Raw genomic sequence first — 26,280 nt, 5'->3', positions numbered from 1 at the left:
ATGAACAGGAGGAACAAGGTGACACCCGTACCGCTTTCCCCGGTCTACCGTGCCGAGACGCTGCGCAAGCTCGCTCGCGAGGAGATCGACGTGCTGGTCGTCGGCGGGGGAGTGACCGGTGCCGGCGTCGCGCTCGACGCGGCGTCGCGCGGGCTCTCCGTCGCGCTCGTCGAGGCCCGCGACTTCGCCGCCGGAACGTCGAGCCGGTCTTCGAAGCTGATCCACGGTGGGCTGCGTTATCTGGAGAACCTGGACTTCAAGCTGGTCCGCGAAGCGCTGAAGGAACGCAGCCTGCTCCTGCAGACCCTCGCACCGCACCTGGTCCGGCCGGTGAAGTTCCTGGTGCCGCTCAAGCACCGCGTCTGGGAACGCGGCTACATCGGCGCGGGTGTCACGCTCTACGACACCCTCGGCGGAGCGCGGGCCCTGCCGCGGCACCGGCATCTGTCGAAGCGCGGCGCGGGCAAGGTCGCCCCCGGCCTCGCGGACGACGCCCTGATCGGTGCCATCCAGTACTACGACGCGCAGGTCGACGACGCCCGCCACACGATGACCATCGCGCGGACCGCGGCCGAGCAAGGGGCTTCCGTCCTCACTCGGGCGCGGGTGACCTCGCTGATCCGCGACGGCGAACGTGTCGTCGGGGCCAAGGTCGTCGACCGCGAGAGCGGTGCGGAGATCGAGGTCCGGGCGAAGACGGTCGTCGCGGCCACCGGCGTGTGGAGCGACGACATGGCGGAAGCGGCGGGCATCCCCGCGCCGTTCACCGTGCGTGCTTCGAAGGGCATCCACCTGGTGGTGCCGCGCGAGAAGATCGACCTGGACACCGGGCTGATCCTGCGCACCGAGAAGAGCGTGCTGTTCGTCATCCCGTGGGGGCGGCACTGGATCGTCGGCACCACCGACACCGAATGGGACCTCGAACGCGAGCATCCGGCGGCCAGCCAGGCGGACGTCGACTATGTGCTGGACCACCTCAACGCCGTTCTCCGTACGCCGATCACCGCCGACGACATCGAAGGCGTCTACGCCGGGCTTCGGCCGCTGCTGGCCGCGAAGGCGACGTCGACCACGAAGCTGTCGCGGGAGCACGCCGTCGCGCATCCGGTGCCGGGTCTGGTGATCGTGGCCGGTGGCAAGTACACGACGTACCGCGTGATGGCCGCCGACGCGGTCGACGTCGCGGTGGAGGACCTCGGCCGCCCCGCGCCGTCGTCGTGGACCGAGCGGCTGCCGATCGTCGGCGCGACCGGGTACCACGAGCTATGGGGCGCGCGGCATTCGCTCGTGCAGCGCACGGGGCTGCCCATCGCCCGCATCGAGCATCTCCTCCAGCGCTACGGCACCGCGATCGAGGACATCCTGGAGTCGATCTCGGACCGTCCCGAACTGGGCGAAGCGATCCCGGGGACGGCGGAGTACCTGAAGGCGGAGGTCGTTTACGCGGTCTCGCACGAGGGCGCGCTGCACCTGGAGGACGTGCTGACGCGGCGCACCCGGATCTCCATCGAGGAGCGGGATCGCGGCGTGACCGCGGCGCCGGTGGTGGCGGAGCTGATGGCGCCCCTGCTGGGCTGGGACTCGCACAAGCAGGAACGCGAGGTCGCGAACTATCTCGCGCGGGTCGAAGCGGAACGTTCCGCGCAGGCCCAGCCGGACGACGAGGCGGCGAACGCCAGCCGTCTCGCGGCTCCGGCGCTGCTGCCGAGCTGAAGCGCGTGAAGGCCCCCTTCCCTCTGCTGGGCCGAGGGAAGGGGGCCTTCACGTTACTTGAGCCAGTCGAGGTAGCGGGTCTCTGCGATACGGGCGCCGTCCTTCGTGGTGAGCACGTCACCCTTGACCGCGGCGAACATGCCCGCCGTCTCGTCGACGGTCACCGGACGCGTGTCTCCCTTGGCGGACAAGGTGATCCGGCCCAGTTCGTCCAGCGGGTAGACGTCCGGGCCGCCCACGTCGAGGGTGCCGTTCAACGGCTTTCCCGCCGAGACCTCGGACACCGCGGCGGCGACGTCGGCCGCGGCGATCGGCTGGATCGGCGTGCTGGGCAGGCGGACCGCGGTCTCGTCGGAGGTCCAGGACAGGACCGCGTCGACGAATTCCATGAACTGGGTGGCGCGGACGATCGAGTAGGGGACGCCGCTCTCCTTGAGGATGTCCTCCTGCAGGGTCTTGGCGCGGTAGTAGTCGAGCTCCGGTACCTGGTCGACGCCGACGATCGACAGGATCACGAAGTGCCCCGTGCCCGCCTTCTTCGCGGCCGCCACGAGGTTGTCCATCGACGTCCGGAAGAACGCGGGGGAGGCGTCGTCGAAGGTCGGCGAGTTCGTGAGGTTGACGACCACGTCTGCGCCGTCGAGCGCGGCGTCCAGGCCCTGGCCGGTGAGCAGGTCGACCCCGGTGGACGGCGAATGCGGCACCGCCTCGTGCCCTGCCTCGTTCAGGTTGCGCACGACCTGCGAGCCGATCAGCCCGGTCCCGCCGATGATCGCGAATTTCATGACCCAGTGCCCTTCGTCGGTGGCGCCCGTAAATCCGGACACCGCATGTCCGAGATATTACTCGGATAGATTGTGTCCGAGTCAAGAGGCGGGTTAGAGTCATCCGGGTGAAGATGTCCGGTGGGGTCGAGTGGGCCCTGCACTGCTGTGTCGTGCTGACCTCCGTCGACGAACCCGCGCCCGCCGCGCGCCTGGCGCAACTGCACGACGTCTCGCCGAGCTACCTCGCGAAGCAGCTCCAGGCCCTTTCGCGGGCCGATCTCATCCGGTCGGTGCAGGGGAAGGCCGGCGGCTACGTCCTCACCAGGCCGCCTTCGGAGATCACGGTGCTCGACGTCGTCGAGGCCATCGACGGGCCGGGCCCGGCCTTCATCTGCACCGAAATCCGGCAGCGGGGCCCGATGGCGACGCCGCCCGAGGCGTGCACGACGCCGTGCGCCATCAGCCGCGCCATGGCGAACGCCGAGGTTCAGTGGCGGGCGGCGTTGCGCGCCGTGTCCATCGCGGATCTGGCCGACGACGTCCGGGGTGACTACGGTCCGGGCGCGCTCGCGGGGATCGGCGCGTGGTTCAAGGCCGCTGAGGGGTAGCGCGCCGGTCCGGGTGGTCGCGTTTGGACGGCACGCGTGATCCGACGGACGACACGCGTGACTGAGTGGACGACACGCGTGTCCAGCCGGACGACTCGCGGCAGGATCGGTCGCGTCCGGGTGTCGTCCACCCAGTCACGCAACCGACTCGGTTCGGGTGGCCGTGATTGGCGTTCGGGGTTAGAACAGGTCGGTATTTGCGTACCCAGGTCTTAGCAAGGCGAATGTCAGCGGTCGCCGAAGGGGTTCCGGAAGCTCGCCGTGGCACGGTCGAGTGTGGAGGATTCGGGACGTTGAGTGTCTCAAATCCTCCACACTCGAATAACCTCGCCGGTCCGAGGTCGTTGCTCGGCGTACCTGGTGTCGACGATGTAGGAGTCGGGACGTTGAGTGTCCTGATTCCTACATCGTCGAGGAGTCGATCGCGGGCGTCGGCTCCGCCGCTCAGGCCCGCTGCACCGCCCAGGTGCGGGAAATCGTGAAGGCGGTCGGACCGCTCACGGCTTGAACCGGTCGGCGTGCTCGGCGACCCACTGCGCGAACGTGCGGGCAGGCCGTCCGGTCACCTTCTCGATCGTGTCGACGACGGTGCGCGCCTCCAGGGGCGGATCGCTGTGCCAGCCGACGACGTACTCGGCGTCCGCGACCGGGACGCCGTCGGCCAGCATCCGGTCGATCGCCTGCTGCCGCGTGATCTTCTCCAGCGCGATGTCGCGGCCGACCGCGGAGCCGAGGATCGCGATCCGTTCGCTCGTGGTCAGTGCCTGCGGCCCGGTGAGGTTGTAGACCTTGCCGGAGTGTCCGTCTTCCACGAGCGCAGTGGCGGCGACGGCGCCGATGTCGCCCTCGTGCACCACGGCGCTCGGGAGGTCGAACGGCTCGCGGATCACGCCTTCCGCGCGGACCGAATCGACCCAGGTCAGGGCATTGGACATGAACTCCTGCGGCTCCAGGCGCGTCCATTCGACCCCGGATTCGGCCATGGTCTGTTCGGTCGGCCCGACGTAACCGCCCCACACGATGGTCATCCGGCGCACGCCCGCGTCCACGGCACGCTTGACCAGATCGGCGCCGACGTCGGCGAGCCCCGCCGTGACGGTGATGTGCAGCTTGGTGACACCTTCCAGGGCTTCGGTCAGTGTCTCGGGAGCGGTGTGGGTGCCTTTCACGAGTTCGACCCCCGCCGGAAGCCGGGCTTCGCCGGGGTTCCTGGTGAGTGCCCGGACGCGTTCCCCGCGGCGGACGAGTTCGGCCACCACGTGGCGGCCGGTGTTCCCGGTTGCTCCGGTTACCAAGACGGTCATGAGTGATTCCCTTCGTTTCCAGCGAAGGTAAAAGCTCAAGTAATGTGGAGGTCAAGCGGACCGGTCGGGAATCGGGAAGCGTCGGTGCCGCAGCTCTTCCTGCTGATGTTCAGCGGGCTGTCCCTGTTCGCGCTGCCGTACACCGCCAAGCGGCGCAATCGGCGGCGAGTGGCCGGGTGAGTCTTAGTTCACGGCAAAAATTAACAGGCGGCATATCGCCCCGAAACTCTTGACGCCGCCGCCGGGGCCGGTGAGGATCGGCCGGTCCCCGCCTCCCGCAGAATGGACCAGACCATGGCAAGACGTGCTCGCGCGCGCCGAAGTCCGCTGATCGCCTTGATGAGTCTCACCCTGCTCGGCGGGGCCGTGGTGGCCACGCCCGCTGCCGTCGCCGCCGAGCAGCCGGTGATCGGGAAACCCGCGCTCGACCGGGACGGCTGTGCCCGCATCGAGAAGAGCCTGCCGACGCTCGCCGACTGGCCGAAGGTCGAGAGCCGTTTCAAGGGCAAGGCCGGTGACGAACAGCGGATCGCCAGGATCCTCGAGGGGATGACCCTCGAAGAGAAGGTCGGGCAGATGACGCAGCCCGAGATCGCCGCGATCACCCCCGACGAGGTCCGGCAGTACTCGATCGGCTCGGTCCTCAACGGCGGCGGCTCGTGGCCGAACAAGGACAAGCACGCCTCCCAGCAGGACTGGCTGAAACTCGCCGATTCCTATTGGGACGCCGCCAAGAGCAGCAGGACGAAGATCCCGGTGATCTGGGGCATCGACGCCGTGCACGGCAACAACAACGTGTACGGGGCCACCGTCTTCCCGCACAACATCGGGCTCGGCGCGGCGCACGACCCGTGCCTGGTGCGCGACATCTCCGCGGCGACGGCCCGGCAGATCCGCGCCACCGGCCAGGACTGGGCCTTCGCGCCGACACTGGCCGTCGTGAAGGACGACCGCTGGGGACGCACTTACGAAGGGTTCTCCGAGGACCCGCGGATCACCAGGGCCTACGGCTACGAGGCGATCAACGGTCTCCAGGACGGCTCGACCAAACGCATCGGCTACAACGGCGTGATCGGCACCGCCAAGCACTTCATCGGCGACGGCGGCACCCTCAAGGGGCAGGACCAGGGTGTCAACCCCTCGTCCGAGGCCGAGATGATTAACGTCCACGGCCAGGGCTACTACGGCGCGCTCGCCGCGGGCTCCCAGACCGTGATGGTGTCGTTCAACAGCTGGACCAACGCCGAGCTCGGCATCGACGAGGGCAAGCTGCACGGCAGCGACAAGGCGCTGAACCAGATCCTCAAGGGCAAGATGGGCTTCGACGGTCTCGTCGTGTCCGACTGGAACGGCATCGGCCAGGTTCCCGGCTGCACCAACGCCTCCTGCCCGCAGGCGATCAACGCCGGCATCGACATCGTGATGGTGCCGAACGACTGGAAGGCGTTCATCGCCAACACGGTCGCCCAGGTCAACTCCGGACAGATCCCGCTCTCGCGGATCGACGACGCGGTGACCCGCATCCTGCGCGTGAAGCTGCGCTCCGGGCTTTACGAGTCGCAGAAGCCGTCGGACCGTTCTTACGCCAACTCCGACGAAGCGCTGAAGGAGACCTGGCTGGCGCGCGACGCGGTCCGCTCCTCGCAGACGCTGCTGAAGAACAACGGCAACGTGCTGCCGCTCAAGCCGAAGTCGAAGGTGCTCGTGGTCGGCAAGAGCGCGGACAGCATCCAGAACCAGACCGGCGGCTGGACGCTGAGCTGGCAGGGGACCGGCAACACCAACGCCGACTTCCCGAACGCCACGTCGATCCTGGCCGGGCTCAAGCAACAGCTCGGCGACGTCAACGTCACCTTCGACGAGAAGGGCGACACCGACCCGAAGGGCTACGACGCGGTCATCGCCGTCATCGGTGAGACCCCCTACGCGGAAGGCGTCGGCGACCTGACGCGCAAGACTCTGGAGGCGTCGAGGCTGTACCCCGAGGATCTGGCCGTGCTGGACAAGGTCCGTGGGAAGGGCGCTCCGGTCGTCACCGTCTACGTCGGCGGCCGCCCGCTGTACATGAACAAGGAGATCAACCGCTCCGACGCGTTCGTCGCCGCTTGGTTGCCGGGCACCGAAGGCGGTGGCGTCGCCGATGTCCTGGTCAAGGGCGGCTTCAAGGCCACGCTGCCGTACTCGTGGCCGAAGAGCGCGTGCCAGACGCCGCTGAACGCGGGTTCGGCGGACTACGACCCGCTGTTCAAACTCGGCTACGGCCTCAAGACCGGACAGCGTGTCACCATCGGGCAGCTGGACGAGACGGCCGGGCCGGTGACGTGTGGCTCGACCGGTGGCGGCGGCACCGCGACCGAGGATCTCGAGGTGTTCAACCGCACCGATGTCGCGCCGTACAAGGGTTTCATCGGTTCCGCGGAGAACTGGGGCGGTACCGAGATCGGCCCCGACGGCACCGCGTCGCATGCCGAGATCAACGTCGTGCAGTCGGACGTGAACGTGCAGCAGGACGGGCTCAAGTCGACCTGGACCGGCACCGGCCCGGCGCAGATCTACTTCCAGAACCCGGCCGGTACCAACGATCTGCGCGGTTACCTCAACGCCGACGCGGCGCTGGAGTTCGACACGGTCGTGCACGAGGCGCCGGCCAACCGGACGGTGATCAGCATGCACTGCGTCTACCCGTGCTTCTCCGAGGTGAACGCGACCAAGCTGTTCACCGATCTGGCGGGGGCGCCGAAGTCGACGGTGAAGATCCCGGTGTCGTGCTTCGCGAACGGGCTGGACCTGGAGAACGTCAACACGCCGTTCCTGGTGTACACCGACGGCCGGTTCTCGGCTTCGTTCGCGAACGTGCGGTGGGTGCCCAAGGGAGCGCAGGATCCTGACGCGAGACCCTGCTCGAGTCTGAACTGAGTTCCACCGCGAGGGGTCCTTCCAGAGGTCTTGGAAGGACCCCTCGTCGTGTCCCGAGCCGCAGGTATAAAGTGTAACGACTGTTCAAAATGTAACAGTCGTTCAACTTGTGGGGGTGTGCCGTGCCAGGCCGGTATCGAGAGCTGTTCTCCGCGAAGGGCTCACTCGCCTTCTTCGCCGCGGGGTTGGTCGCCAGGGTGCCGGTCCCCATGACGGGAATCGGCATCATCACGATGCTGGCGCAGACGCGGGGCGACTACGGGCTCGCCGGGCTGGTCTCGGCGACGTTCACGCTGTCCATGGCGCTACTCGGGCCTCAGGTCTCGCGGCTGGTGGATCGCCGTGGGCAGAGCCGGATCCTGGTGCCTGCGACCGGGATCAGTGTGATGGCGCTCGGCGCTCTCCTGCTCTGTGCCCGCTTCGGGACGCCCGTCTGGACGCTGTACGTGTTCGCGGTCCTGGCCGGGTTCATGCCCAGCATGGCGGCGATGGTCCGGGCCAGGTGGTCGTGGCTGTACCACGGCTCGCCCCGGCTTCACACGGCCTTCGCGTTGGAGTCGGTGGTCGACGAACTGACCTTCGTCATCGGGCCCGCGCTGTCGGTGGCGTTGTGCACGACCGTGTTCCCCGAGGCCGGGCCGCTGGTCGCCGTGGTGTTCCTCGCGATCGGAGTGGTGCTGTTCGTCGCGCAACGCGGGACGGAACCACCCGTGCGGCCGACGACCGGATCGGCCGGGAGTTCGCCTGTCCGGATGGGCGCGGTGCGGGTACTGGTGCTGACCCTGATGGCGGGCGGCATCATCGTCGGCACGGTCGACGTCGTCAGCGTTGCGTTCGCGGAGCGATCCGGGTCGCCGTCGGCCGCGGGTGTCGTCGTGTCCGTTTACGCGGTGGGCTCCGCCATCTCAGGTCTGGTCTTCGGGACGGTCAAACCGGCCATGACACCGCCTCGGCTGCTCCTGATCGGTACCGCGGGCACGGCCGCGAGCTCGGTGCCGCTGCTGCTCGTGGACGGCGTCGTGGGTCTGTGCGCGGTGGTGTTCGTCGCCGGATTGTTCTTCTCTCCCACGATGATCGTCGTCATGGGGATGATCGAAACGGTCGTCTCGGCGGAGAAACTGACCGAGGGGATGACGTGGGCGATCACTGGTCTCAGTGTCGGGGTCGCGCTGGGCGCGGCGGTGTCCGGTGAGGCCGTCGACCGGTTCGGGCCCGGCGGCGGATTCGCCGTGGCGGTCGCCGCCGGTGCTTTGATCATCCTCGTCGCCGTGCTCTCGTATCCTCTGCTGAGCAGGAAGACCGTGACCAGCGAGGAGGTGGCCTGCTGAACGAGCCGATCACCGACGGCCGTCTCGCCAAGGGCGAGCGACGCAAACGGGAATTGATCGAGGCCACTCTGCGCATCGTCGCGAGGGACGGGGTTTCGGGGGTCAGCCACCGCACCGTCGCCCGCGAGGCCGGCTTGCCCGCGACCGCGGCCGCGTACCACTTCCAGGGGATCGAGGAACTGCTGACCGCCGCGCTCACCTGGTGCATGGACGAGGACGCCGAGCGGATGCGGGTGCTCGCCGCCGAGGCCGACGGCGGTGAGGACGCGTTGCGGCGGTTCGCCACCTTGCTGGCCGAAGTCGTCGCCAGGCCCGGCCATCTGCTGGCGGAGTACGAGCTGTACCTCTTGGCGGCACGGGAGCCGAAGCTCCGCGAGTCGACCGATCGCTGGATGGCGGCCTTGGCGGATTTCGCGCGCCGATACACGCGCGATCCGGTGCGGGTCGAGATGCTGGTCGCGTTGGTGGACGGTGTTCTGCTGCAGGGATTGCTGCGTGACGAACCGCCGACGGTGGAACGGTTCGAGGCCCTCCTGCGGACCGCTTTGGCCTCGGAGCTTTGATGGCACCGGAAGACCGCCGGGGCGTGGTCGGTTGTGGAGGATTTGGGACGTTGAGCGTCCCAAATCCTCCACGCTCGCTGACACTGGCGGCAGGGGAAGTCCGGTAGGTAAGACAGATTCTGTCGCCGAGTGTCGTCCGTCTGATCACGCGTGTCGTCCACGCGCGGCCTCCTCTGTGGTGGCGTTTCTTGCTCGCCGTGGTCTTGCCGGGCGACCTTGACCGGGGGTTGCGAAAGCCACTTTCGCAACGTTGAAGGTTGCGAAAGTGGCTTTCGCAGCGTCGGCTGTGGCCGGGCCCGGGTACCGCCGTGGCGATCATGTCGCGAAAGCCACTTTCGCGACACACCTCCAGCGCCTTCACGTACTTGCGAAGCGGGCCATCAGGTGGTCGCCGGCGGCGACCAGGTCAGCCGCGGATCCGTCTGCACGAAGCTCCCCAGCAGGTGATCGATCCGCGTCAGCGCGTCGAGGTCCAGCACCACCCCGGCCGCCTTCGCGTTCTCGGTCACCTGGGCGGCGGTGCTCGCGCCCATCACCACCGAAGCGACGGTGTTGTGCTGCAACGTCCACGCGAGCGCCAGCTGGGCCATGGTCAGCCCGGCCTCGTCGGCGACGCCGCGCAGCATGCCGACCCGTTCGAGGAGGTCCGGCAGGAGCAACGGCCGCGTCTCGACGGCCTTCGCGCCCCGTGAATCCGGCGGGATCTCGCCCGGCCGGTACTTACCGGTCAGCACGCCCTGCGCGAGGGGGACCGACGCGAACTGGCCGATCCCGGACCGTTCGCACACCGGCATCACCTGGGCCTCGGCGACCCGCCAGAGCATCGAGTAGTGCGGCTGGTTCGCCACCAGCGGGACGCCGTGCCGCTCGGCGATCGGCCGCGCTTCCAGCAGCTGCTCCGCGGTCCATTCCGCGGTGCCCGCGTAGAGGATCTTCCCCTGCCGCACCAGATCCGACAGCGCGAGGAACGTCTCCTCCAGCGGCGTGCGGTAGTCGAACCGCAATAATTGGTAGACGTCGATGTAGTCGGTGCGCAGACGTCGCAGCGAGCCGTTCACCGAAGTCATCAGGTGCTTGCGGCTGAGACCGGCGGCGTTGACGCCGGAGCCTTCCGGCCAGAAGACACCGGTGCACAGCACGAGATCGTCGCGGCGCGCGTGGCTCAGCGCCGCGGCGAGGTTCTCTTCGGCGGCACCGCCGTCCCAGGCGGCCGCGGTGTGGAACGTCGTGATGCCCGCGTCGAGCGCGGCCTGCACGCATTCCGCGCCGTCGGGGTGGGTGAGCCAGTTGCCGTAGGAGATCTCACTGACGGACAGCCCGCTCGCGCCGAGCCTGCGGTACTCCATGGTCACCTCTTCCGCGCGCCGGTTTCGAGGATGGTGCGGTCGATCCATTCGTCGAGCCCGGCCGCCTTGCGGGCGTAGGTCTCCCGCACCGATTCGTGCGGCAGGATCAGGAACTCCTCCGAAGCCAGCCCCTGCACGACGGACTCCGCGACATCCTCCGGTTCCAGCAGCGGCGCCGCGGCGGCGATCGCGAGCGCGGCGGGGTGGCCGGCGGCGATACCCGGCTCCAGCAGCGCGGTCCGCACGCCGAGCGGGCACAGCGCGCTGACCCGCACCCCGCGCGGACGGTAGGTGATGGCCAGCCATTCGGCCAGGCCGACGGCCGCGTGCTTGGTCACCGAATACGGCGCGTCGCCGGGGGTGCCCAGCAATCCCGCGCCCGAGGCCGTGATCAGCAGGTATCCGTGGCCCCGGCTCAGCATCGCGGGGAGCGCGACCTGCGCGGCGTGCACATGCTGCATGACGTTGATCGCCCACGACCGCGTCCACTGCTCGTCCGCGGCGTGCACCCCCGTCCCGAACGCGGCACCGGCGTTGGAGCAGAAGAGGTCCACCGGGCCGAACGCCGCGCGGGCCTCGGTCACCAGCATCTTCAAGTCCTCTTTGGACGACGCGTCGGCGTGACGCGCGATCGCGGTGCCGCCCGCGGCGGTGATCCCGGCGACGACGTCTTCCGCGCCCTCGAGATCGAGATCGGAGACCACCACCCCGGCGGCGCCCTCGGCGGCGAACCGCCTGGCCATGGCGGCGCCGATACCGTGTGCCGCGCCGGTCAGCACGACGACCCGTCCTGTCACTTCCACATGCGCTCCATGGTTATCGATTCTGCGTTCGATGACAATTCTTGTGTTTTGTTATATCGGTGAGCAATGCGTTGTCAAAATCGCCGACGACCGTGATAAAAGTGCAGGTCAGTGGCTTGTTCTGGCGGTGTCGACATATTTGTTTCCGGCGCCGGACTTTAGCATGCGTTCCCTTGTTTTCCGAGTTTTCACACGAAAGTATTGCGCTCTCTGCGGCAAGTAGGTTATTTCTTGTGAATCCCGCTGAAAGATCGCCGAACCCGGCGAGGTTCGACCAGCCCCAGCCGAACAGGAGGTCCGCCGGTGAGTCATGCGACGGCGCGCACGCGGGTACTCGGCGTCAACCCGCTCGGACGTCCGGATCCGGGGCTGGCGGCCGCCGTCGTCAGGGGCGGCGGTCTCGGGATCGTCGAGCTCGGGTCCACAGTGTCCACATCGGACGGACGCTTCCCGTTCGGTGTCCGGATCCCGGCCGGTCGCACCGTGCGGGACGAAGAAGTGCGGGAAAGCGGCGCGGGGCTCGTGCTGCTGGCCGAGGGGGCGGTCTGGCGGGGCAGGGCCGGCCTCCCCGTGCTGGCCGAGGTGACCGGTGTCGAGCAGGCCGTCCGCATGCTCGACGCCGGCGCCTCCGGTCTGGTGGCGAAGGGGGCCGAAGCGGGCGGCTCCGACCTCACCACGTTCGTCCTGCTGCAACGGTTGCTGGAGCGGTTCGGCGAGGACGTCCCGGTGTGGGCGTACGGGGGCATCGGGCCGCGCACGGCGGCGGCCGCGATCGCCGGTGGCGCGGCGGGGGTGGTGCTCGACGGACTCGGCCTGTTCCCCGAGACCGACGTGCCCGCGGCGTCCCGGAACGAGCTCGCCAGGGCGGACGACGGGCTCAGCGCGTTGTTCGCGAAACGCTTCGAGGACGCTGAAAGCGCTGTCCGTTCGGTCGTGCGGTCGCTCGCGGCGCCTTCGGCGATCCCCTCGGACCAAGGCGTACGGCTGTGCCGCACGTTGGGGACCCGGTTGCCGGTCGTGCAGGGGCCGATGACGCGGGTAAGCGACCAGCCCGGTTTCGCTGCCGCTGTCGCCGCGAACGACGGCTTCCCGTTCGTAGCGGTGGCCACCGCGAACGGCGCCAAGACCACCGAACTTCTCGGCCGTACCGCCGAAGCGCTCGGCGACCGACCTTGGGGAGCGGGCATCCTCGGCTTCGTCCCGGAGGCCCTCCGCGCCGAGCAGCTCGCGGCGATCCGGGCCGCCCGCCCGCGCTGCGTGCTGATCGCGGGCGGGAAACCCGCGCAGGCCAAGGCGCTGGAGGCCGAGGGCATCGCGACCTTCCTCCACGTGCCGTCGCCGATCCTGCTGCGCCAGTTCCTCGACGCCGGGATCCGCCGGTTCGTCTTCGAGGGCGCCGAATGCGGCGGGCACATCGGCCCGCGGTCGAGCTTCGTGCTGTGGGAGCAGCAGCTGGACGTCCTGCGCGAACACGGCGCCGAGGACGTCGAGGTCCTGTTCGCGGGCGGGATCCACGACGCCCGCTCCGCCGCCATGGTGTCGGCTATGGCCGAGCCCTTGAGCGACGGCGTCGGCGTCCTGATGGGCACCGCGTACCTGTTCACCGAGGAAGCCGTGACCCACGGCGCCATCACCGAAACCTTCCAGGACCGGGTGCTCGGCGCCGGGTCCACGGTCACCCTGGAGACCGCGCCCGGGCACCTCACCCGCTGCCTGCCCAGCCCGTACACCGACGAGTTCGCCGCGCTGAAGGCCGGGCTCCGCGCGGACGGCGTCCCGCCGCAGGAGATCTGGCAACGGCTGGAGGAGTTGAACACCGGACGGCTGCGGATCGCCAGCAAGGGCATCCGGCGGGAAGGCGAGGCGCTTGTCGAGGTCGACACGCTCGGCCAGCTCGCCGAGGGGATGTACATGGCGGGGCAGGTGACCGTCCTGCGCGAAGACCGCACCGACATAGCCGCCCTGCATCTGGACGTCACCGAAGGCGCGGCGGAACTGCTCGCCGCCCGCCCTCCCGCCGAAGAGTCCGTTGTGGACTGTGACATCGCGATCGTCGGGATGGCGTGCGTGTTCCCCGGCGCGCCCGATCTCCCGGCCTTCTGGTCGAACGTCCTGCGCGGCGCGGACGCCGTCACCGAGGTGCCGGATCAGCGCTGGGACAAGGAGATCTACGCCGACCAGTCGACGTCGAAATGGGGCGGTTTCCTGCCGCAGGTTGACTTCGACCCGCTCGCGTACGGGATCCCGCCCAAGTCGATGGGCAGTATCGACCCGGCCCAGCTGGTCTCCCTGCAGACGGCGCGGCGTGCCCTCGAAGACGCGGGTTACGGCGAAGGCGGTTTCGACCGCGAGCGCACCAGCGTGATCTTCGGCGCCGAGGCCGGGGGAGATCTGGCGAACGCCGGTGTCCTGCGCGCGCTGCTGCCGAGCTATCTCGAAGACGTCCCCGAGGAACTCCTGGCGCAGTTGCCGGAACTGACCGAGGACTCGTTCCCCGGCACACTCGCCAACGTCATCTCCGGCCGGATCGCGAACCGGCTCGACCTCGGCGGCACCAACTACACGGTGGACGCCGCTTGCGGCTCCTCGCTGGCCGCGCTCGACCTCGCGGTCAAGGAACTGCGGGCGGGCACGAGCTCGATGGTCCTGTGCGGCGCCGTCGACCTGCACAACGGGGTCAACGACTACCTCATGTTCACCTCCGCGGGTGCCCTGTCGCCGACCGGGCGGTGCCGTCCGTTCGACGCGTCGGCGGACGGGATCGCGCTCGGTGAAGGCGTCGCGTGCCTCGTGCTCAAGCGGCGTTCCGACGCCGAACGCGACGGCGATCGGGTGTACGCCGTGGTCAAGGGGGTCGGCGCCGCCAGCGACGGCAAGGCGCTCGGCCTCACCGCGCCGCGTCCCGAGGGGCAACGGCGAGCCCTCGCGCGGGCCTATCGCGACGCCGGCGTGTCCCCGGCGGACGTCTCGCTGGTGGAAGCGCACGGCACCGGCACGGTCGTCGGCGACGCCACCGAACTGACCACGCTCACCGAGTTCTTCCTCGCCGCGGGCGCCGAGCCCGGCACGTGCGCGCTGGGTTCGGTGAAGAGCCAGATCGGGCACACGAAATGCGCCGCGGGGCTGGCGGGCCTGATGAAGGCGGCGCTGGCGCTGTGGCACGAGGTCGTGCCGCCCACGCTGCACCTGAGCAGGCCGAACCCCGCCTGGGACGCCGAGAGCAGTCCCTTCACCTTCTCCACCGGCGCCCGGCCGGCGCCGGTTCCGCGCGGACGCGAGTTCGCCGGAGTGAGCGCGTTCGGGTTCGGTGGGACCAATTTCCACGCGGTGCTCGCCGCCCCGGGAGTCCCACCGGGACGGCGGCACGGCCCGCGTGACTGGGACGCCGAGCTGGTCCTGCTCCGCGGCGCCGACGTGGAGAGCGCTCGGGCCGCGCTGCGGGATCTGCTGGCGGACAACGAAGGACGTCCGCTGCGGGAGATCGCCGCCCTCGCCGCCGAGCGAGGCGGATCCGAGCCCGTGCGGCTCGCGATCGTCGCGAGCGACCTCGCGGAGCTGCGGGAGGCCGCAGCGAACGGAGGGTTCGTCGCGCAGGACATCGAGGCCGGCGCGGTCGCGTTCCTGTTCCCCGGACAGGGCAGCCAGCGGACGGGGATGCTGGCGGAGCTGTTCGTCCACTTCCCCGAACTGGCCGATGTCCTGGGGCTCGCTCCCGACGTCGCCGCGACCACGTTCCCGCCGCGCGCCTTCACCGAGGACGCCCGCACCGCGCAAGACGAGGCACTCAAGGACACGCGCGTCGCGCAGCCCGCGCTCGGGCTCGTCGAATCGGCGGTCTGCCGCCTGCTCGCCGACCTCGGCGTCCGGCCGGATCTGCTGGCGGGGCACAGCTACGGCGAGCTGACCGCGCTGTCGGTGGCGGGTGCGTTCGACACGGCGACCTTGGTCGCGCTCAGCCGGGCCAGGGCCCGCTCGATCGCCGAAGTCGCGGGCGCCGACCCGGGCGCGATGGCCGCGGTGAAGGCGTCCCGTGACGAACTGGCCGCCGCCCTGGACCATCCGGACGTGGTACTGGCCAACCACAACGCACCCGGCCAGACCGTCCTTTCCGGACCGACGGCCGCCATCGAGGAGGCGGTCCGCGAACTGCGGGCACAGGGGATCGGCGCCAAACGGATCCCGGTCGCCTGCGCCTTCCACAGCCCGCTGGTGGCCGGGGCGAGCGACGTGTTCGCCGTCGACCTCGACAACGCCGAGATCGGTGAGCCGGGGCCGCCGGTGTGGTCGAACCGCACCGCACGGCCGTACGAAGCCGGGGCGGTCCGCACCGAACTCGCCGCGCAGATCGGCTCGCCGGTGCGCTTCGTGGAACTGATCGAGGACATGTACGCGGCGGGCGCGCGCACGTTCGTCGAGGCGGGCCCGGGGCAGGTGCTTTCCCGGCTGGCCAAGGAGATCCTCGGCGACCGTCCGCATACCGTGATCGCGTGCGACCCCGGCGGCCCGGGGCTGCGCGGGTTCCTCACCGCGCTCGCGCGCCTGGCGCTCACCGGTGTCGATGTGCGTACCGAACGGCTCTTCCGCGGTCGTGTCCGCGTCGGCCCGCTCCCCAAACCCGCCTGGACCGTGGACGGCCAGACCGTCCGCGCGCCCGGCGGCGAGGTCCCCGCCCATGGGCTCGTGCCCGCCCGACGAATCCCGAGGACGACCATGAACCAGCCCGCGCCCGGTCGTGACCAGGCCGTCGTCGAATTCCTCCGCACCAGCCGCGAACTGCTGGCGGCGCAGCGGGACGTGATGCTGGGGTACCTCGGCACCGCGCCGCTCGCCCCCGCTCCGGTGCAGGCTCCGGTCGTGCCCGCGTTGCTGCCGCCGGTCGAGGCCCCGGTCGTCGTGCCCGAGCCGGAACCGGTCGCGGAGGCTCCTGTCACGGATGTCCTGGCCGCCGTGATCGGCGCGATCAGCGAACGCACCGGCTATCCGGCCGAGATGATCGACGCCGATCTCGATCTGGAAGCGGATCTTTCCATCGACTCGATCAAACGCACCGAGATCGCGGGCTCGCTGCTCGCGAAGCTCGGCCTCTCCGGCCGGGTGCACGACGACGCCCAGGATCAGCTCAGCCGCGACCGGACGGCGAGTGCGCTGGCCGCGCGGCTGCGGAAGTGGCTCGAACCGGCCGCCCCGGTCACCGCCGCAGCGACCCCGGACGAGGCGCCCGCCGGCACCGCACCCGGCCGGTACCTGCTCGACCGCGTGTCCGCGCCGCTCGGCACGCCCGACCTCGCCAAGGTGGCGGGCAAAACCGTCTCGGTGAGCTTCGAGCCCGGCCAGGAGGAACTGGCCGAGTCGGTCCGCGCGGTGTTCGCCGACGCGGGCGGTTTTCCGGCCGAAGAGAGCGATGCCGACATCGCCATCGTGCTGAACCCGCTGTCGGACGCCGAAGAACCCGTCGCCGCGCAGGTGTTCGGCCTCGTCAAGAGTGCCAAGGGCGCGGTGGTCGTGGTGGCGAAGACGGGCGCCGGGCACACCGCCGGGCTGCGCGGTCTGGTCCGCGCCGCCGCGCGGGAACGGAGCGAGCCGACCAGGCTGGTCGAAGTGGAGTCCACAGTGGACATCGGACGGATCGCGCTGGAAGAGGCGATCGCCGACGGGCCGGCGGCCGTCCGCTACGACACCGCGGGGCGCGCGGCGTTCGAGCCGTCCGCGGGTTCGCTCGGTTCCGTCGCGTACGCGGGCGCGGGCCCCGGCGGCGGAGAGGTCAAGGCGCTCGGCCTCGACGCGGATTCCGTGCTGCTGCTGATCGGTGGTGCCCGCGGCATCACCGCGCGGGCGGCGGGGTCGCGGGCGGCGAGCGGCTGCCGGATCGAGCTGGCGGGCCGAACCCCGTGGCCCGCCGAACCCGGTGACAAAGACCTTCCCGGTGACGCGCCGGGTATGCGCTCGGCGCTGGCCGCGCGTGGCGGTTCGCTGGCGGATATCGAACGCCGGGTGCGCACCGTGCTGGCCCAGCGGGAGATCGCGCGGACGCTCGACCAGATCACCGCGGCGGGCGGTACCGCGGCGTACCGGTCGCTCGACGTGCGGGACGCCGCCGCCGTCCGGCAGGTGGTGAAGGATCTGCACACCCGCTACGGCCGCATCGACGGCGTCGTCCACGCGGCCGGGGTGATCGACGACAAGCTGATGGCCGACAAGGACGAGCAGTCGTTCCGCACGGTCTACGGGACCAAAGTGGACGGTGCGCGGGCGCTGCTCGACGCGCTGGAGCACTTCGGCGTGCGGCCCGGTTTCGTGACCTTCTTCGGCAGTATCTCCGCGGTGCTGGGAAACCGGGGACAGACCGACTACGCGGCGGCGAACGACGCGCTCGAAACCCTCGGCGGGCAGTGGGCGGACCGCACCGGCTGCCGCGCGCTGACCGTCCACTGGGGACCGTGGGCGCCCTCGGACGATCACGCGGGCATGGTGTCGCCGGAGCTCGCGCGCGAGTACGAGCGCCGCGAGGTGGCGCTGATCGATCCGGACGAAGGCACCGCCGCGCTCCTGCGTGAGCTGGCCTACGGCCCGGCCGACGTCCGCTCGGTGCTGTACACGGCGTCGCTGTGGTGAACCAGGAGCCGGTCGCGATCGTCGGGATGGGTGTCTTCCTTCCCGGTTCGTCCACTGTGGACGAATACTGGCAGAACATCGTTTCGGGTACCGACGCGACCACCGAGATCCCGCCGCACCGCTGGGACCCGAGCTTCCACGACGGGGACGGCCGCACCCCGGACCGGACCTACGGGCGACGCGGCGGATTCGTCGCCGACAGCCTGGACTTCGACGCGACGGCGCTCGGTATCGCGCCCAGCACCGTCGCCGGGATGGAGCCGGACCAGCTGGTCGCGCTGGCCGTGGCCGCGGCCGCGGTCGACGACGCCGGTGGCCTGCGACGGCTGGGCGACCTCGAACGCGTGGGCGTGATCCTCGGCAGGGGCGGCTATCTCTCGCCCGGGCTCCAGCGGTTCGACCAGCGGGTCCGGTCGGTCCGCCAGATCACCGGCGCCGTCCGGGATCTCCTGCCGTCGGCGCGTCCGGAGATGCTGGACAGACTGCGGGACGCGTTGCTGGAGCCGCTCGGCGAGTTCCGGCCGGACACCGCGATCGGGCTGGTGCCGAACCTCGCCGCGTCGCGGGTCGCCAACCGGCTGGACTTCGGCGGCCCCGCGTACACGGTGGACGCCGCCTGCGCGTCCTCGCTGCTCGCCGTGGACCAGGCGATCGGCGAACTCGCCCGCCGCCGCTGTGACGTCGTGCTGGCCGGCGGCGTGCACCACTGCCACGACGACACGCTCTGGTCGATGTTCACCCAGCTCGGCGCCCTCTCGCCGAGCCAGCGGATCAGCCCCTTCTCGCGTGACGCGGACGGCCTCCTGATCGGCGAGGGCACCGCGATGGTCGTGCTGAAACGGTTCTACGACGCGCGCCGCGACGGTGACCGGGTTTACGCGGTGCTCCGTGGCTCGGGGACGTCGAGCGACGGGAAGGGCGCGAGCCTGCTCAGCCCGGCCGTCTCCGGGCAGACGCTGGCCCTGCGGCGCGCGTGGGCGTCGGCGGGGCTCGATCCCACCGCGCCCGGCGCGCTCGGCCTGCTGGAGGCGCACGGGACCGCGACCCCCACCGGGGACGCCGCCGAACTGGCCACCCTCGCCGAGGTGTTCGGACCGCCGGACGGTCCCCGCGCGGCGATCGGCGCGGTGAAGGCGATGATCGGGCACACCATGCCGACCGCCGGGGCCGCCGGTCTGGTCAAGGTGGCGCTCGCACTGCACCACGCCGTCCTGCCGCCGACGCTGAACTGCGCCGACCCGAGTCCGCTGCTGGACAAGACCCGGTTCCGTGCTTTGTCCGAAGCCGAGCGGTGGCGGTCGGGTGAGGTCCCGCGGCGGGCGGCGGTCAACGCCTTCGGTTTCGGCGGGGTCAACGCGCATGTGGTCCTGGAGGAGGCCGACCCCGCGCCGTCGCGGCCGAGGCGGGCCAAGGTGACCGGGGAACCCGAGCGGGTCCTCCTGCTCGCGGCGTCCACCGTCGACGGGCTGCGCACGCTGCTCGATCGCCCGGATCCGGAGTCCGGCGAGCACGGCCCGTGCCGGATCGGGATCGTCGGGCCGACCGGGAAGCGGCTCGAAGTCGCGCGGAGGGTGTTGGCGAAGATCGCGGCCGAGGGCGGTTCCTGGCACGGGCCCAACGACATCTGGTGCACGACCGCGCCCTTGCTGGAGCAGGCCGGGGCGAAGACCGCGTTCGTCTACCCGGGGCTGGAAGCGGACGCGGAACCGCGCTGCGCCGACGTCGCCCGGCATTTCGGCCTCGAACGGCCCGAATGGTCGACGGCGAGCGTGCTCGCCCGCGCCTCCAGTGTGTCCCAGGTCGGGCTGCTGCTCGACACCGCGCTGCGGCGGCTCGCGATCAAACCCGACCTGCTGGCCGGGCACAGCGTCGGCGAATGGACCGCGATGCAGGCGGCGGGGATGTACCCCGGACAGTCCACAGAGGACATGTTGAACCGGTACTGGCCGCAGGGATTCACGCTGCCGGACGCGGAATTCCTCGTGCTCGGCTGCTCCGCGGAGCGGGCGGAGGCACTGCTCGCCGCCGAGCCGGAGCTGATGATCTCCCACGAGAACGCGCCACGGCAGACGATCGTCTGCGGTGACCCGGCCGCCGCGGCCCGGCTCGCGAAGCTGTGCGCCCAGCACGGCGTCGTCGCCAGGACGCTGCCGTTCCGGTCCGGGTTCCACACCCCGCTGATGCGGTCGCGGCTCGGCCCGTTCACCCGGCTCGCGGCCGAACTGGACCTGAAGCCGCCGCGGACCCCGGTGTGGTCGGCGACCACGGCCCGGCCGTATCCCGCGGATCCGGTGGAGGTGCGGGAGCTGTACCTGGCCCACCTGGTGCGCAAGGTCCGGTTCCGGGAACTCGTCGACGCGCTCTACGCAGACGGCGCCCGGGTCTTCGTGCAGGCGGGCGCCGGTCAGCTGGGCTCGTTCGTTTCGGACACGCTGGGCACGCGGCCGCATCTGGTCATCCCGGCGTCCTCCGGCACGCGGGCGGGCCTCGCCCAGCTGCGCCGGGTCGCCACCGCGGTCTGGGTGGAGGGCGGACGCCCCGCGTTCGACGCGCTGGAGCCGCGCCGGACGCGGATCGACACGGCGGGCACGCTGCTTTCGGTCGAGGGCGACGTCAAGGGCATGTTCGCGGGTGCCGGTGAGGTGCCCGAACTGGCCGACGGGATCCCGGACGCGATCGTCGCGGAGTTCACCGCGCTGCTCGCGGAGACCCGGGAGGCCGCGGCGAGCGTCGCCAATGCGGCGGCACGGCGCACTATCGAGTCCACTGTGGACGTCTCGCTCGCGACAATGCCGTATCTGGTCGATCATCGGTTCTTCCGCCAGCGCGCGGACTGGCCCGACGAAGCCGACTTCCGTCCCACCGTGCCCGCGACGACGTTGGTGGACCTGGCCTGCCGTGAGGCGGAACGGGCCTGGCCGGGCACGGTCGCGACGGGGGTGAGCAACGCGGCGTTCTCCCGGTGGCTGATCGCCGCTCCGGCGGTGCGTGTGCCGCTCTCGATGACCCGAGAGGGCGACCGGATCAGTGTCCAAATCGGACCGCACGCCAGCATGGACGTCCATCTGGCGCAGCGTTATCCCACGGCTCCGCGGCCGTCTCCGCCGCCGGGGCCGGAAACGGCGCCGCCACTGAGCGCCGCCGAGATCTACACCCGTCGCGAGATGTTCCACGGCCCCGCGTACCAGGGGCTCGACAAGCTCATCGGGCTCGGTGAGCGGCACATCCGCGGCGACCTCGTCGTACCGTCCGCGCCCGGAGCGCTGCTGGACAACGTCGGCCAGCTGCTGGGCTGCTGGCTGATGGCGACCAAGGCGGACGCGCTGCTGGCGTTCCCGACGTCGATGGGCCGGGTCACCTGGTTCGCGCCGGAACCGGCGCCGGGCACGAAGCTGCGCTGCGTCGTCCGGGTCCGGCTGCCCCGGCCGGACGTCCTGGAGATGGACGCGGAACTGGTGTTGGACGGCACCGTCCTGGCCAAGATCGAACAGTGGCGGGACATCCGGTTCCCGTGTGACCGGCCCGCCCACCGCGTCTACGCCTTCCCGGACCGGCATCGGCTTTCCGAGGACCACCACGGCGGCTGGACCGTGGTCACGGACCGGTGGCCGAGCCCGGCCGCACGGGACATCTACGCCGGCATCTACCTCGGCGCGGAGGAACGCGCCGAGTTCGCCGCCTGCGCGCCGCGACGGCAGCGCGGCTGGCTGCTGGAGCGGATCGCGATCAAGGACGCGGTCCGCGCGAAACTCGGCCTGGACGGCGTGTACCCGGCGGAACTCCGGGTGAGCGCCGACGGGACCAGGGTGACCGGGCTGTACGGCCGGGCCGTGCCGCCGCTGGCGGTGGCCGTCGCGTCGGCGGGCGACGTCGCGGTCGCACTGGTCAGGGAAGAGACCGCGACGCCGCCCCGGATCGCGGTCCGGGCCGAGGGCGAGCTGGCGGGATTGGCCGAGGAGATCGGTATCGGGGCGGAATTCGCCGGAATCCCCGGGCACGTGGTGGCCTGGAACCGCGGGTAAGAAGAGGAGCACAGCATGACGATCGAACAGGAGAGTCCGGCGTCGGTCTTCGGCACCGTGGCCGAGTTGCTGAAGGAACTGGTCGGGGACACCGACGTCCTCGGCATCGAGATCACCCCGCAGACCACCTTCCACGAGGATCTCCAGCTGGAGAGCATCGATCTGGTGACCTTCGCGAGCATCCTCGCCGAGTTCTTCGGCGCGGACGTCAACCTCGCGGAATTCCTGGCGGAGAAGGATCTCGACGACGTGATCGAACTCCGGGTCGGCGACATCGCGGACTACGTGGCCGCCCGCCTCGCCGAACGGGGCTGAGCCAGTGCCGACCATGACCGTCAACGGGCTGCGCACCAACGTGCAGCTCGTGCCCGGCGGGGGTACGGAGACCGTGGTGTTCCTGCACGGGATGGGCACCGACAGCCTCGCGAGCTTCTACCTCACGCTCGCCCCGCCGGTCGCCGCCGCCGGGGTGGACGTGATCAGCTACGACCTGCGCGGGCACGGCAAGACCGAACGCCCCGAGCGCGGGTACACGATCGCGGACTTCGTCGCCGATCTCGACGACCTGCTCGACCAGCTCGACCTCGACCGGTCCGTGCACCTGGTCGGCAACAGTTTCGGCGGCACCCTCGCCTACAGCTACGCCGTGGCGAAACCGGAACGGGTGCGCAGCATCGTGTGCATCGAGTCGGAGCCCGCCACCGAACTGTGGGCGGGCAAGATGTCGCAGATCCTCGAACACACCGTGCGGTTCTTGAAGGTCGAGGAGAGCTTCGACTGGATCGAGGCCAACTACAGCGCACATCACCGGCGGCTGGCGAGAATGGCTGCCGAGCGGATCATGGCCACGTCGATGGCCGAGGAGGTCCCGCTCGGTCCCTTGCTGACCCTGGACCAGGTGGCGGGGATCGGCTGCCCCGTACTGTCCATTTTGGGCAGTCACGGCTATCAGGCCGACGATCTCACCGCGCTGACGTCGCTGCTGCCCCGCGGCGAGCTGCACGTCTTCGAGGGCCAGGGGCATTCGGTGCTCGTCGAGCAGCACCGCGAGGTCCGGGAGCTGCTGCTGAACTGGATCGACCGGCACGGGAGGCCGCGCGGATGAAGTACCTGCTGGTCGTCCCGCCGCTCACCGGCCATGTGGCGCCGTTGCGCGCGGTGGCCGCCGAACTGGTGGGCCGCGGCCACGACGTCGCCTGGTGCGGCCCGGAACCCACGACGTCCGAACTGACGCGGGCAGGCCGGGTGTACGCGGCGGGGGACGCGCTGGAGTTCGCCGTCGAACGGCGTCCCGAAGGCCTGCGCGGGTTCGCGGCGCTGAAGTACCTGTGGGAGCAGTACCTGGTCCCGCTCGCGGACGCGATGGTCCCCGGTGTCGAGAAGGCGGTGGAGGCTTTCCGGCCCGACGTCGTGCTCACCGACCAGCAGGCATTCGCGGGCGCCCTCGTGGCGAGCCGCCGCTCCCTGCCGTGGGTGACGTCGGCGTCGACGTCCACCGAACTCGGTGATCCGCTGGGCGCCATGCCGAAGATCGCCGCCTGGGTCGACGGCTTGCAGGAGGGCCTCCGCGCCCGGCACAAGGTGTCCTGTGGCGACCTGCGGTTCTCGCCGGACCTCATCCTCGCGTTCACCACCGTGTCCCTGACGGGCCCGATCGCCGACGTCGGCGCGGTCCGGTTCGTCGGTCCCGCGCTGGCCCCCGCGCCGCCGGTGGGGTTCTCGTGGGACCGGCTCGACGGCCGCCCGCTCGTCATCGCCACCCTCGGCACCGCCAACGCGGCTCTGGGCCGCAGGTTCCTGTCCGAATGCGTCGACGCCCTCGCCGGGATGCCGGACGTCCAGGGCCTCGTCGTCGATCCGACCGGCGAACTGCTCAGCGACGACGTGCTGGTCGTCAAGCGGATCCCGCAGGCGGAAGTGGTGCGGAAAGCCGCGGCGGTGATCTGTCACGGTGGGCACAACACCGTCTGCGAGACCCTGGCCTCCGGACTGCCGCTGGTCATCGCGCCGATCAGGGACGACCAGTCGATGCTGGCTCAGCAGGTCGAGGCGGCGGGCGGCGGGCTGCGGCTGCGTTTCGACCGCGCGAAGGCGCCCGACATCCGCGACACGGTCACCGAAGTGCTGACCGATCCCGCCTACGCCGCGGCGGCCGCACGGGTGCGGGCCTCGTTCGCGGCGGCCGGGGGAGTCGTGGCCGCCGCGGACCACCTCGAGTCCCTTCCGCACTGACGGCTAGCCGTATCTCGCGTGATTGAAGGCGGACCTCACGTGATTGGGGGCGGAACTCACGAGTTTCGCCTTCAATCACGCGAGATACGTCCCTGATCACGCGAGTGACGGGTTCAGGCTCAGGTCATCGGGGTGACGTCGCGCGGGGTCCGGAAGGTCCGGGCCGCGATCCACCCACCGGCTGCCGCGGCGACGGCGGCGATCGCCAGCGAAATCGGGATCGACCAGCCCGACGGACGTCCCAGCGCGAGCGCACGGGTCGCGTCGATCGCGTAGGTCAGCGGGTTAAGCGCCGAGACCATCCGCAGCCAGGACGGCATCGTCTCCAGCGGCATGTACGCGCTGGAGGAGAACATCAGCGGGAACATCACCACGAACGACGCCATCTGCAGGGTTTCGGCCTTGCGCAGCCAGGTCGTGATGGCGACGAAGATCCAGCTCAGGCACCAGCCGACGACGAGCGTGAGCAGCAATGCCGCGGTGACACCGAAAACGCCGCCGGTCGGCCGGAAACCCAGCAGCACCACGCTGGCGAGCGTGGTCACCAGCAGTTGGACGCCGAGCCGGGCGGAATCCGAGATCGTGCGCGCCACCAGGACGGCGGAAAGGCTGATCGGCATGCACCGGAGACGTCCGGTGAAACCGCTGTAGATCTCCGCGAGCAGGCCGGCGCCCGAACTCATCGCCGTGGTCATCGCGATGTTCACCAGTGTCGCCGGGACGAGGAAGTTCACGTATCCCTGATACGCCGCGACCCCGGGCAGCGTGCTGACCCCGGTGAACACCTGGCTGAACAGCAGGAGCAGCACGATCGGTTGCAGCAGCCCGAAGAACACCAGCCGCCGGTCACCGAAGGCCGTCTTCAGCGAGCGGACCGCGAGCACCCGGACCTGGGTGGTGAAGGTGCTCGGCGGCCAGGTCGCCGGATCGGTCAGCACCGGCTGCGACGGTGCTCGGTGCCGTGCCTCGGTCATGGCGCGGCCGCCGGATTCCGGTGCAGTGAAAGGTAGACGTCGTCGAGTGTCGGCTCGGCGACGGTGAGGTCCTTCATGGGCGCGCCCGCCGCGTCGAGCGCGCGGACCAGCACCGTGATGTCGGCGGGCCCGGACAGCGCGACACCGATCACCAGCCCGGAGGCCGACGTCGTGCAGCTCATCCCGAGCCGGTGCAGCGCGGCCAGCGCCCGGCGGGCGGCCAGGTCGGTGCCGAAGGTCAGCGTCGCGGTCCTTTCCCCGAGCCGCGCCTTCAGTTCCGACGGCCGCCCGGAAACCGTGACGTGCCCCAGCCCCAGCACGATGACGTGATCCGCCAGTCTGTCCGCCTCCTCGAGGTACTGCGTGGTGAGCACGACGGTGGTGCCGCGCGCCGCGAGGCGTTCGACGCCGTCCCAGAGCCCCGCCCGGCTGAGCGGGTCGAGCCCGGTCGTCGGTTCGTCGAGGAACAGGACGTCGGGGGAGCCGACCAGGCCGGCGGCCAGATCGAGCCGCCGCCGCATCCCGCCGGAGTACGTCCGCGCCGGCCGGTCCGCCGCGTCGTCGAGGCCGAACATGGCGAGCAGTTCGGCCGCGCGGCCCCTGGCCTGGCGCCGGTTCGCGCCCAGCAGCCTGGCGACCAGTTCGAGGTTGCCGCGGCCGGAGAGCGCGTCGTCGACCGCCGCGAACTGCCCGGTGACGCCGATCCTCCGCCGGACGTGATGACCGGCGCGCACGACGTCGAAACCGCACACCTTCGCGCTTCCGCCGGTCGGCTTGACGCGGGTGCTGAGGATGTCGATCAACGTCGTCTTGCCCGCGCCGTTGTGGCCGAGTACCGCGAGCACGGTGCCGCGGCCGACCCGGAGACTGACGCCGGCGAGGGCCGTCACTTCACCGTAGTGCTTGGCGAGGCCGGTCACCTCGATGGCAGCCTGCTCCATTCGCCGAACGTAGCGGGGTTTTCGGCGTTGCCGCAATGCCCAGAGCCTCGTGAGTGGCAAGGACGGTTAGAACCGTCATTACCACTCACGAGACCCAAGGCAAAACAGTTACGCCCATTACAATCTTTTCCCCACGCGAAGCCGCCGTTCC

General features: G+C 70.4%; 16 protein-coding genes. 10 read left to right on the top strand and 6 right to left on the bottom strand.

What is annotated here, in order from left to right:
- Nucleotides 1-1,713 (top strand): glycerol-3-phosphate dehydrogenase, encoded by a 1,713-nt coding sequence (gene glpD / locus DMC61_RS28590; RefSeq protein WP_125692818.1) that lies wholly within the window; start codon nt 1-3, stop codon nt 1,711-1,713.
- A gap of 53 nt (nt 1,714-1,766) precedes the next feature.
- On the opposite strand, the gene DMC61_RS28585 is transcribed toward glpD, so the two are convergent.
- Entirely contained in the window at nt 1,767-2,498 is a 732-nt protein-coding gene (locus DMC61_RS28585) for an SDR family oxidoreductase (RefSeq protein WP_125692816.1), read from the bottom strand.
- A gap of 113 nt (nt 2,499-2,611) precedes the next feature.
- Between DMC61_RS28585 and DMC61_RS28580 the strand changes: the two genes are divergently transcribed.
- Nucleotides 2,612-3,088 carry an Rrf2 family transcriptional regulator gene (locus DMC61_RS28580; RefSeq protein ID WP_016335192.1) on the top strand — a complete coding sequence of 159 codons (477 nt, stop codon included), beginning with the start codon at nt 2,612-2,614 and terminating at the stop codon, nt 3,086-3,088.
- A 497-nt stretch (nt 3,089-3,585) separates the two neighbouring features.
- Here DMC61_RS28580 and DMC61_RS28575 read toward each other — a convergent pair whose 3' ends face one another.
- Entirely contained in the window at nt 3,586-4,392 is an 807-nt protein-coding gene (locus DMC61_RS28575) for an NmrA family NAD(P)-binding protein (protein WP_125692814.1), read from the bottom strand.
- A 339-nt stretch (nt 4,393-4,731) separates the two neighbouring features.
- Between DMC61_RS28575 and DMC61_RS28570 the strand changes: the two genes are divergently transcribed.
- From DMC61_RS28570 to DMC61_RS28560, 3 genes are all read left to right on the top strand, one after another.
- On the top strand, nt 4,732-7,308 hold the full coding sequence (locus DMC61_RS28570; protein ID WP_125693130.1) for an exo 1,3/1,4-beta-D-glucan glucohydrolase: 2,577 nt from the start codon (nt 4,732-4,734) through the stop codon (nt 7,306-7,308).
- Nucleotides 7,309-7,430: 122 nt separating this feature from the next.
- The gene (locus tag DMC61_RS28565; protein ID WP_125692812.1) at nt 7,431-8,636 is read left to right on the top strand and encodes an MFS transporter; all 1,206 of its coding nucleotides are present in this window, start codon (nt 7,431-7,433) and stop codon (nt 8,634-8,636) included.
- Nucleotides 8,637-8,689: 53 nt separating this feature from the next.
- A complete protein-coding gene (locus DMC61_RS28560) occupies nt 8,690-9,199 on the top strand; it encodes a TetR/AcrR family transcriptional regulator (protein ID WP_233594985.1) in 510 nt (169 codons plus the stop codon).
- 380 nt (nt 9,200-9,579) lie between these two features.
- Here the strand turns inward: DMC61_RS28560 and DMC61_RS28555 are convergent, their stop codons facing one another.
- Together DMC61_RS28555 and DMC61_RS28550 are read right to left on the bottom strand one after the other, a co-directional pair.
- Nucleotides 9,580-10,545: an aldo/keto reductase gene (locus tag DMC61_RS28555; RefSeq protein WP_125692810.1), complete on the bottom strand. Its 966-nt coding sequence runs from the start codon at nt 10,543-10,545 to the stop codon at nt 9,580-9,582.
- Nucleotides 10,546-10,547: 2 nt separating this feature from the next.
- Nucleotides 10,548-11,348 carry an SDR family oxidoreductase gene (locus tag DMC61_RS28550; RefSeq protein ID WP_125692808.1) on the bottom strand — a complete coding sequence of 267 codons (801 nt, stop codon included), beginning with the start codon at nt 11,346-11,348 and terminating at the stop codon, nt 10,548-10,550.
- A gap of 303 nt (nt 11,349-11,651) precedes the next feature.
- Between DMC61_RS28550 and DMC61_RS28545 the strand changes: the two genes are divergently transcribed.
- From DMC61_RS28545 to DMC61_RS28525, 5 genes are read left to right on the top strand one after another with little or no spacing between them, the layout of a single operon-like run.
- Nucleotides 11,652-17,960, top strand: coding sequence for a type I polyketide synthase (locus DMC61_RS28545; RefSeq protein WP_125692806.1), 6,309 nt, complete (start codon nt 11,652-11,654; stop codon nt 17,958-17,960).
- Complete coding sequence (locus DMC61_RS28540; RefSeq protein ID WP_125692804.1) at nt 17,954-21,982, top strand: beta-ketoacyl synthase N-terminal-like domain-containing protein; 4,029 nt, start codon at nt 17,954-17,956, stop codon at nt 21,980-21,982. Before DMC61_RS28545 ends, DMC61_RS28540 begins: the two co-directional genes overlap by 7 nt.
- A 15-nt stretch (nt 21,983-21,997) precedes the next feature.
- On the top strand, nt 21,998-22,297 hold the full coding sequence (locus tag DMC61_RS28535; RefSeq protein ID WP_125692802.1) for a phosphopantetheine-binding protein: 300 nt from the start codon (nt 21,998-22,000) through the stop codon (nt 22,295-22,297).
- 4 nt (nt 22,298-22,301) lie between these two features.
- A complete protein-coding gene (locus tag DMC61_RS28530) occupies nt 22,302-23,087 on the top strand; it encodes an alpha/beta fold hydrolase (protein ID WP_125692800.1) in 786 nt (261 codons plus the stop codon).
- On the top strand, nt 23,084-24,214 hold the full coding sequence (locus DMC61_RS28525; protein WP_125692798.1) for a glycosyltransferase: 1,131 nt from the start codon (nt 23,084-23,086) through the stop codon (nt 24,212-24,214). Before DMC61_RS28530 ends, DMC61_RS28525 begins: the two co-directional genes overlap by 4 nt.
- Before the next feature lie 119 nt (nt 24,215-24,333).
- Here the strand turns inward: DMC61_RS28525 and DMC61_RS28520 are convergent, their stop codons facing one another.
- The gene (locus DMC61_RS28520; protein WP_016335179.1) at nt 24,334-25,188 is read right to left on the bottom strand and encodes an ABC transporter permease; all 855 of its coding nucleotides are present in this window, start codon (nt 25,186-25,188) and stop codon (nt 24,334-24,336) included.
- On the bottom strand, nt 25,185-26,129 hold the full coding sequence (locus tag DMC61_RS28515; protein ID WP_125692796.1) for an ATP-binding cassette domain-containing protein: 945 nt from the start codon (nt 26,127-26,129) through the stop codon (nt 25,185-25,187). Before DMC61_RS28515 ends, DMC61_RS28520 begins: the two co-directional genes overlap by 4 nt.
- Nucleotides 26,130-26,280: the final 151 nt, after the last annotated feature.

Origin of the sequence: Amycolatopsis sp. WAC 04169 (assembly GCF_003947535.1) — a bacterium.
In the GTDB taxonomy this organism is placed as follows: domain Bacteria; phylum Actinomycetota; class Actinomycetes; order Mycobacteriales; family Pseudonocardiaceae; genus Amycolatopsis; species Amycolatopsis keratiniphila.
This window is presented reverse-complemented; position numbering and strand designations above follow the sequence as displayed.

Excerpts from the sequence above, each read along its gene's own strand:
- glpD (WP_125692818.1), top strand. The coding sequence starts at position 1 with ATGAACAGGAGGAACAAGGTGACACCCGTACCGCTTTCCCCGGTCTAC.
- DMC61_RS28585 (WP_125692816.1), bottom strand. The coding sequence starts at position 2,498 with ATGAAATTCGCGATCATCGGCGGGACCGGGCTGATCGGCTCGCAGGTC.
- DMC61_RS28580 (WP_016335192.1), top strand. The coding sequence starts at position 2,612 with ATGTCCGGTGGGGTCGAGTGGGCCCTGCACTGCTGTGTCGTGCTGACC.
- DMC61_RS28575 (WP_125692814.1), bottom strand. The coding sequence starts at position 4,392 with ATGACCGTCTTGGTAACCGGAGCAACCGGGAACACCGGCCGCCACGTG.
- DMC61_RS28570 (WP_125693130.1), top strand. The coding sequence starts at position 4,732 with ATGAGTCTCACCCTGCTCGGCGGGGCCGTGGTGGCCACGCCCGCTGCC.
- DMC61_RS28555 (WP_125692810.1), bottom strand. The coding sequence starts at position 10,545 with ATGGAGTACCGCAGGCTCGGCGCGAGCGGGCTGTCCGTCAGTGAGATC.
- DMC61_RS28535 (WP_125692802.1), top strand. The coding sequence starts at position 21,998 with ATGACGATCGAACAGGAGAGTCCGGCGTCGGTCTTCGGCACCGTGGCC.
- DMC61_RS28525 (WP_125692798.1), top strand. The coding sequence starts at position 23,084 with ATGAAGTACCTGCTGGTCGTCCCGCCGCTCACCGGCCATGTGGCGCCG.
- DMC61_RS28520 (WP_016335179.1), bottom strand. The coding sequence starts at position 25,188 with ATGACCGAGGCACGGCACCGAGCACCGTCGCAGCCGGTGCTGACCGAT.
- DMC61_RS28515 (WP_125692796.1), bottom strand. The coding sequence starts at position 26,129 with ATGGAGCAGGCTGCCATCGAGGTGACCGGCCTCGCCAAGCACTACGGT.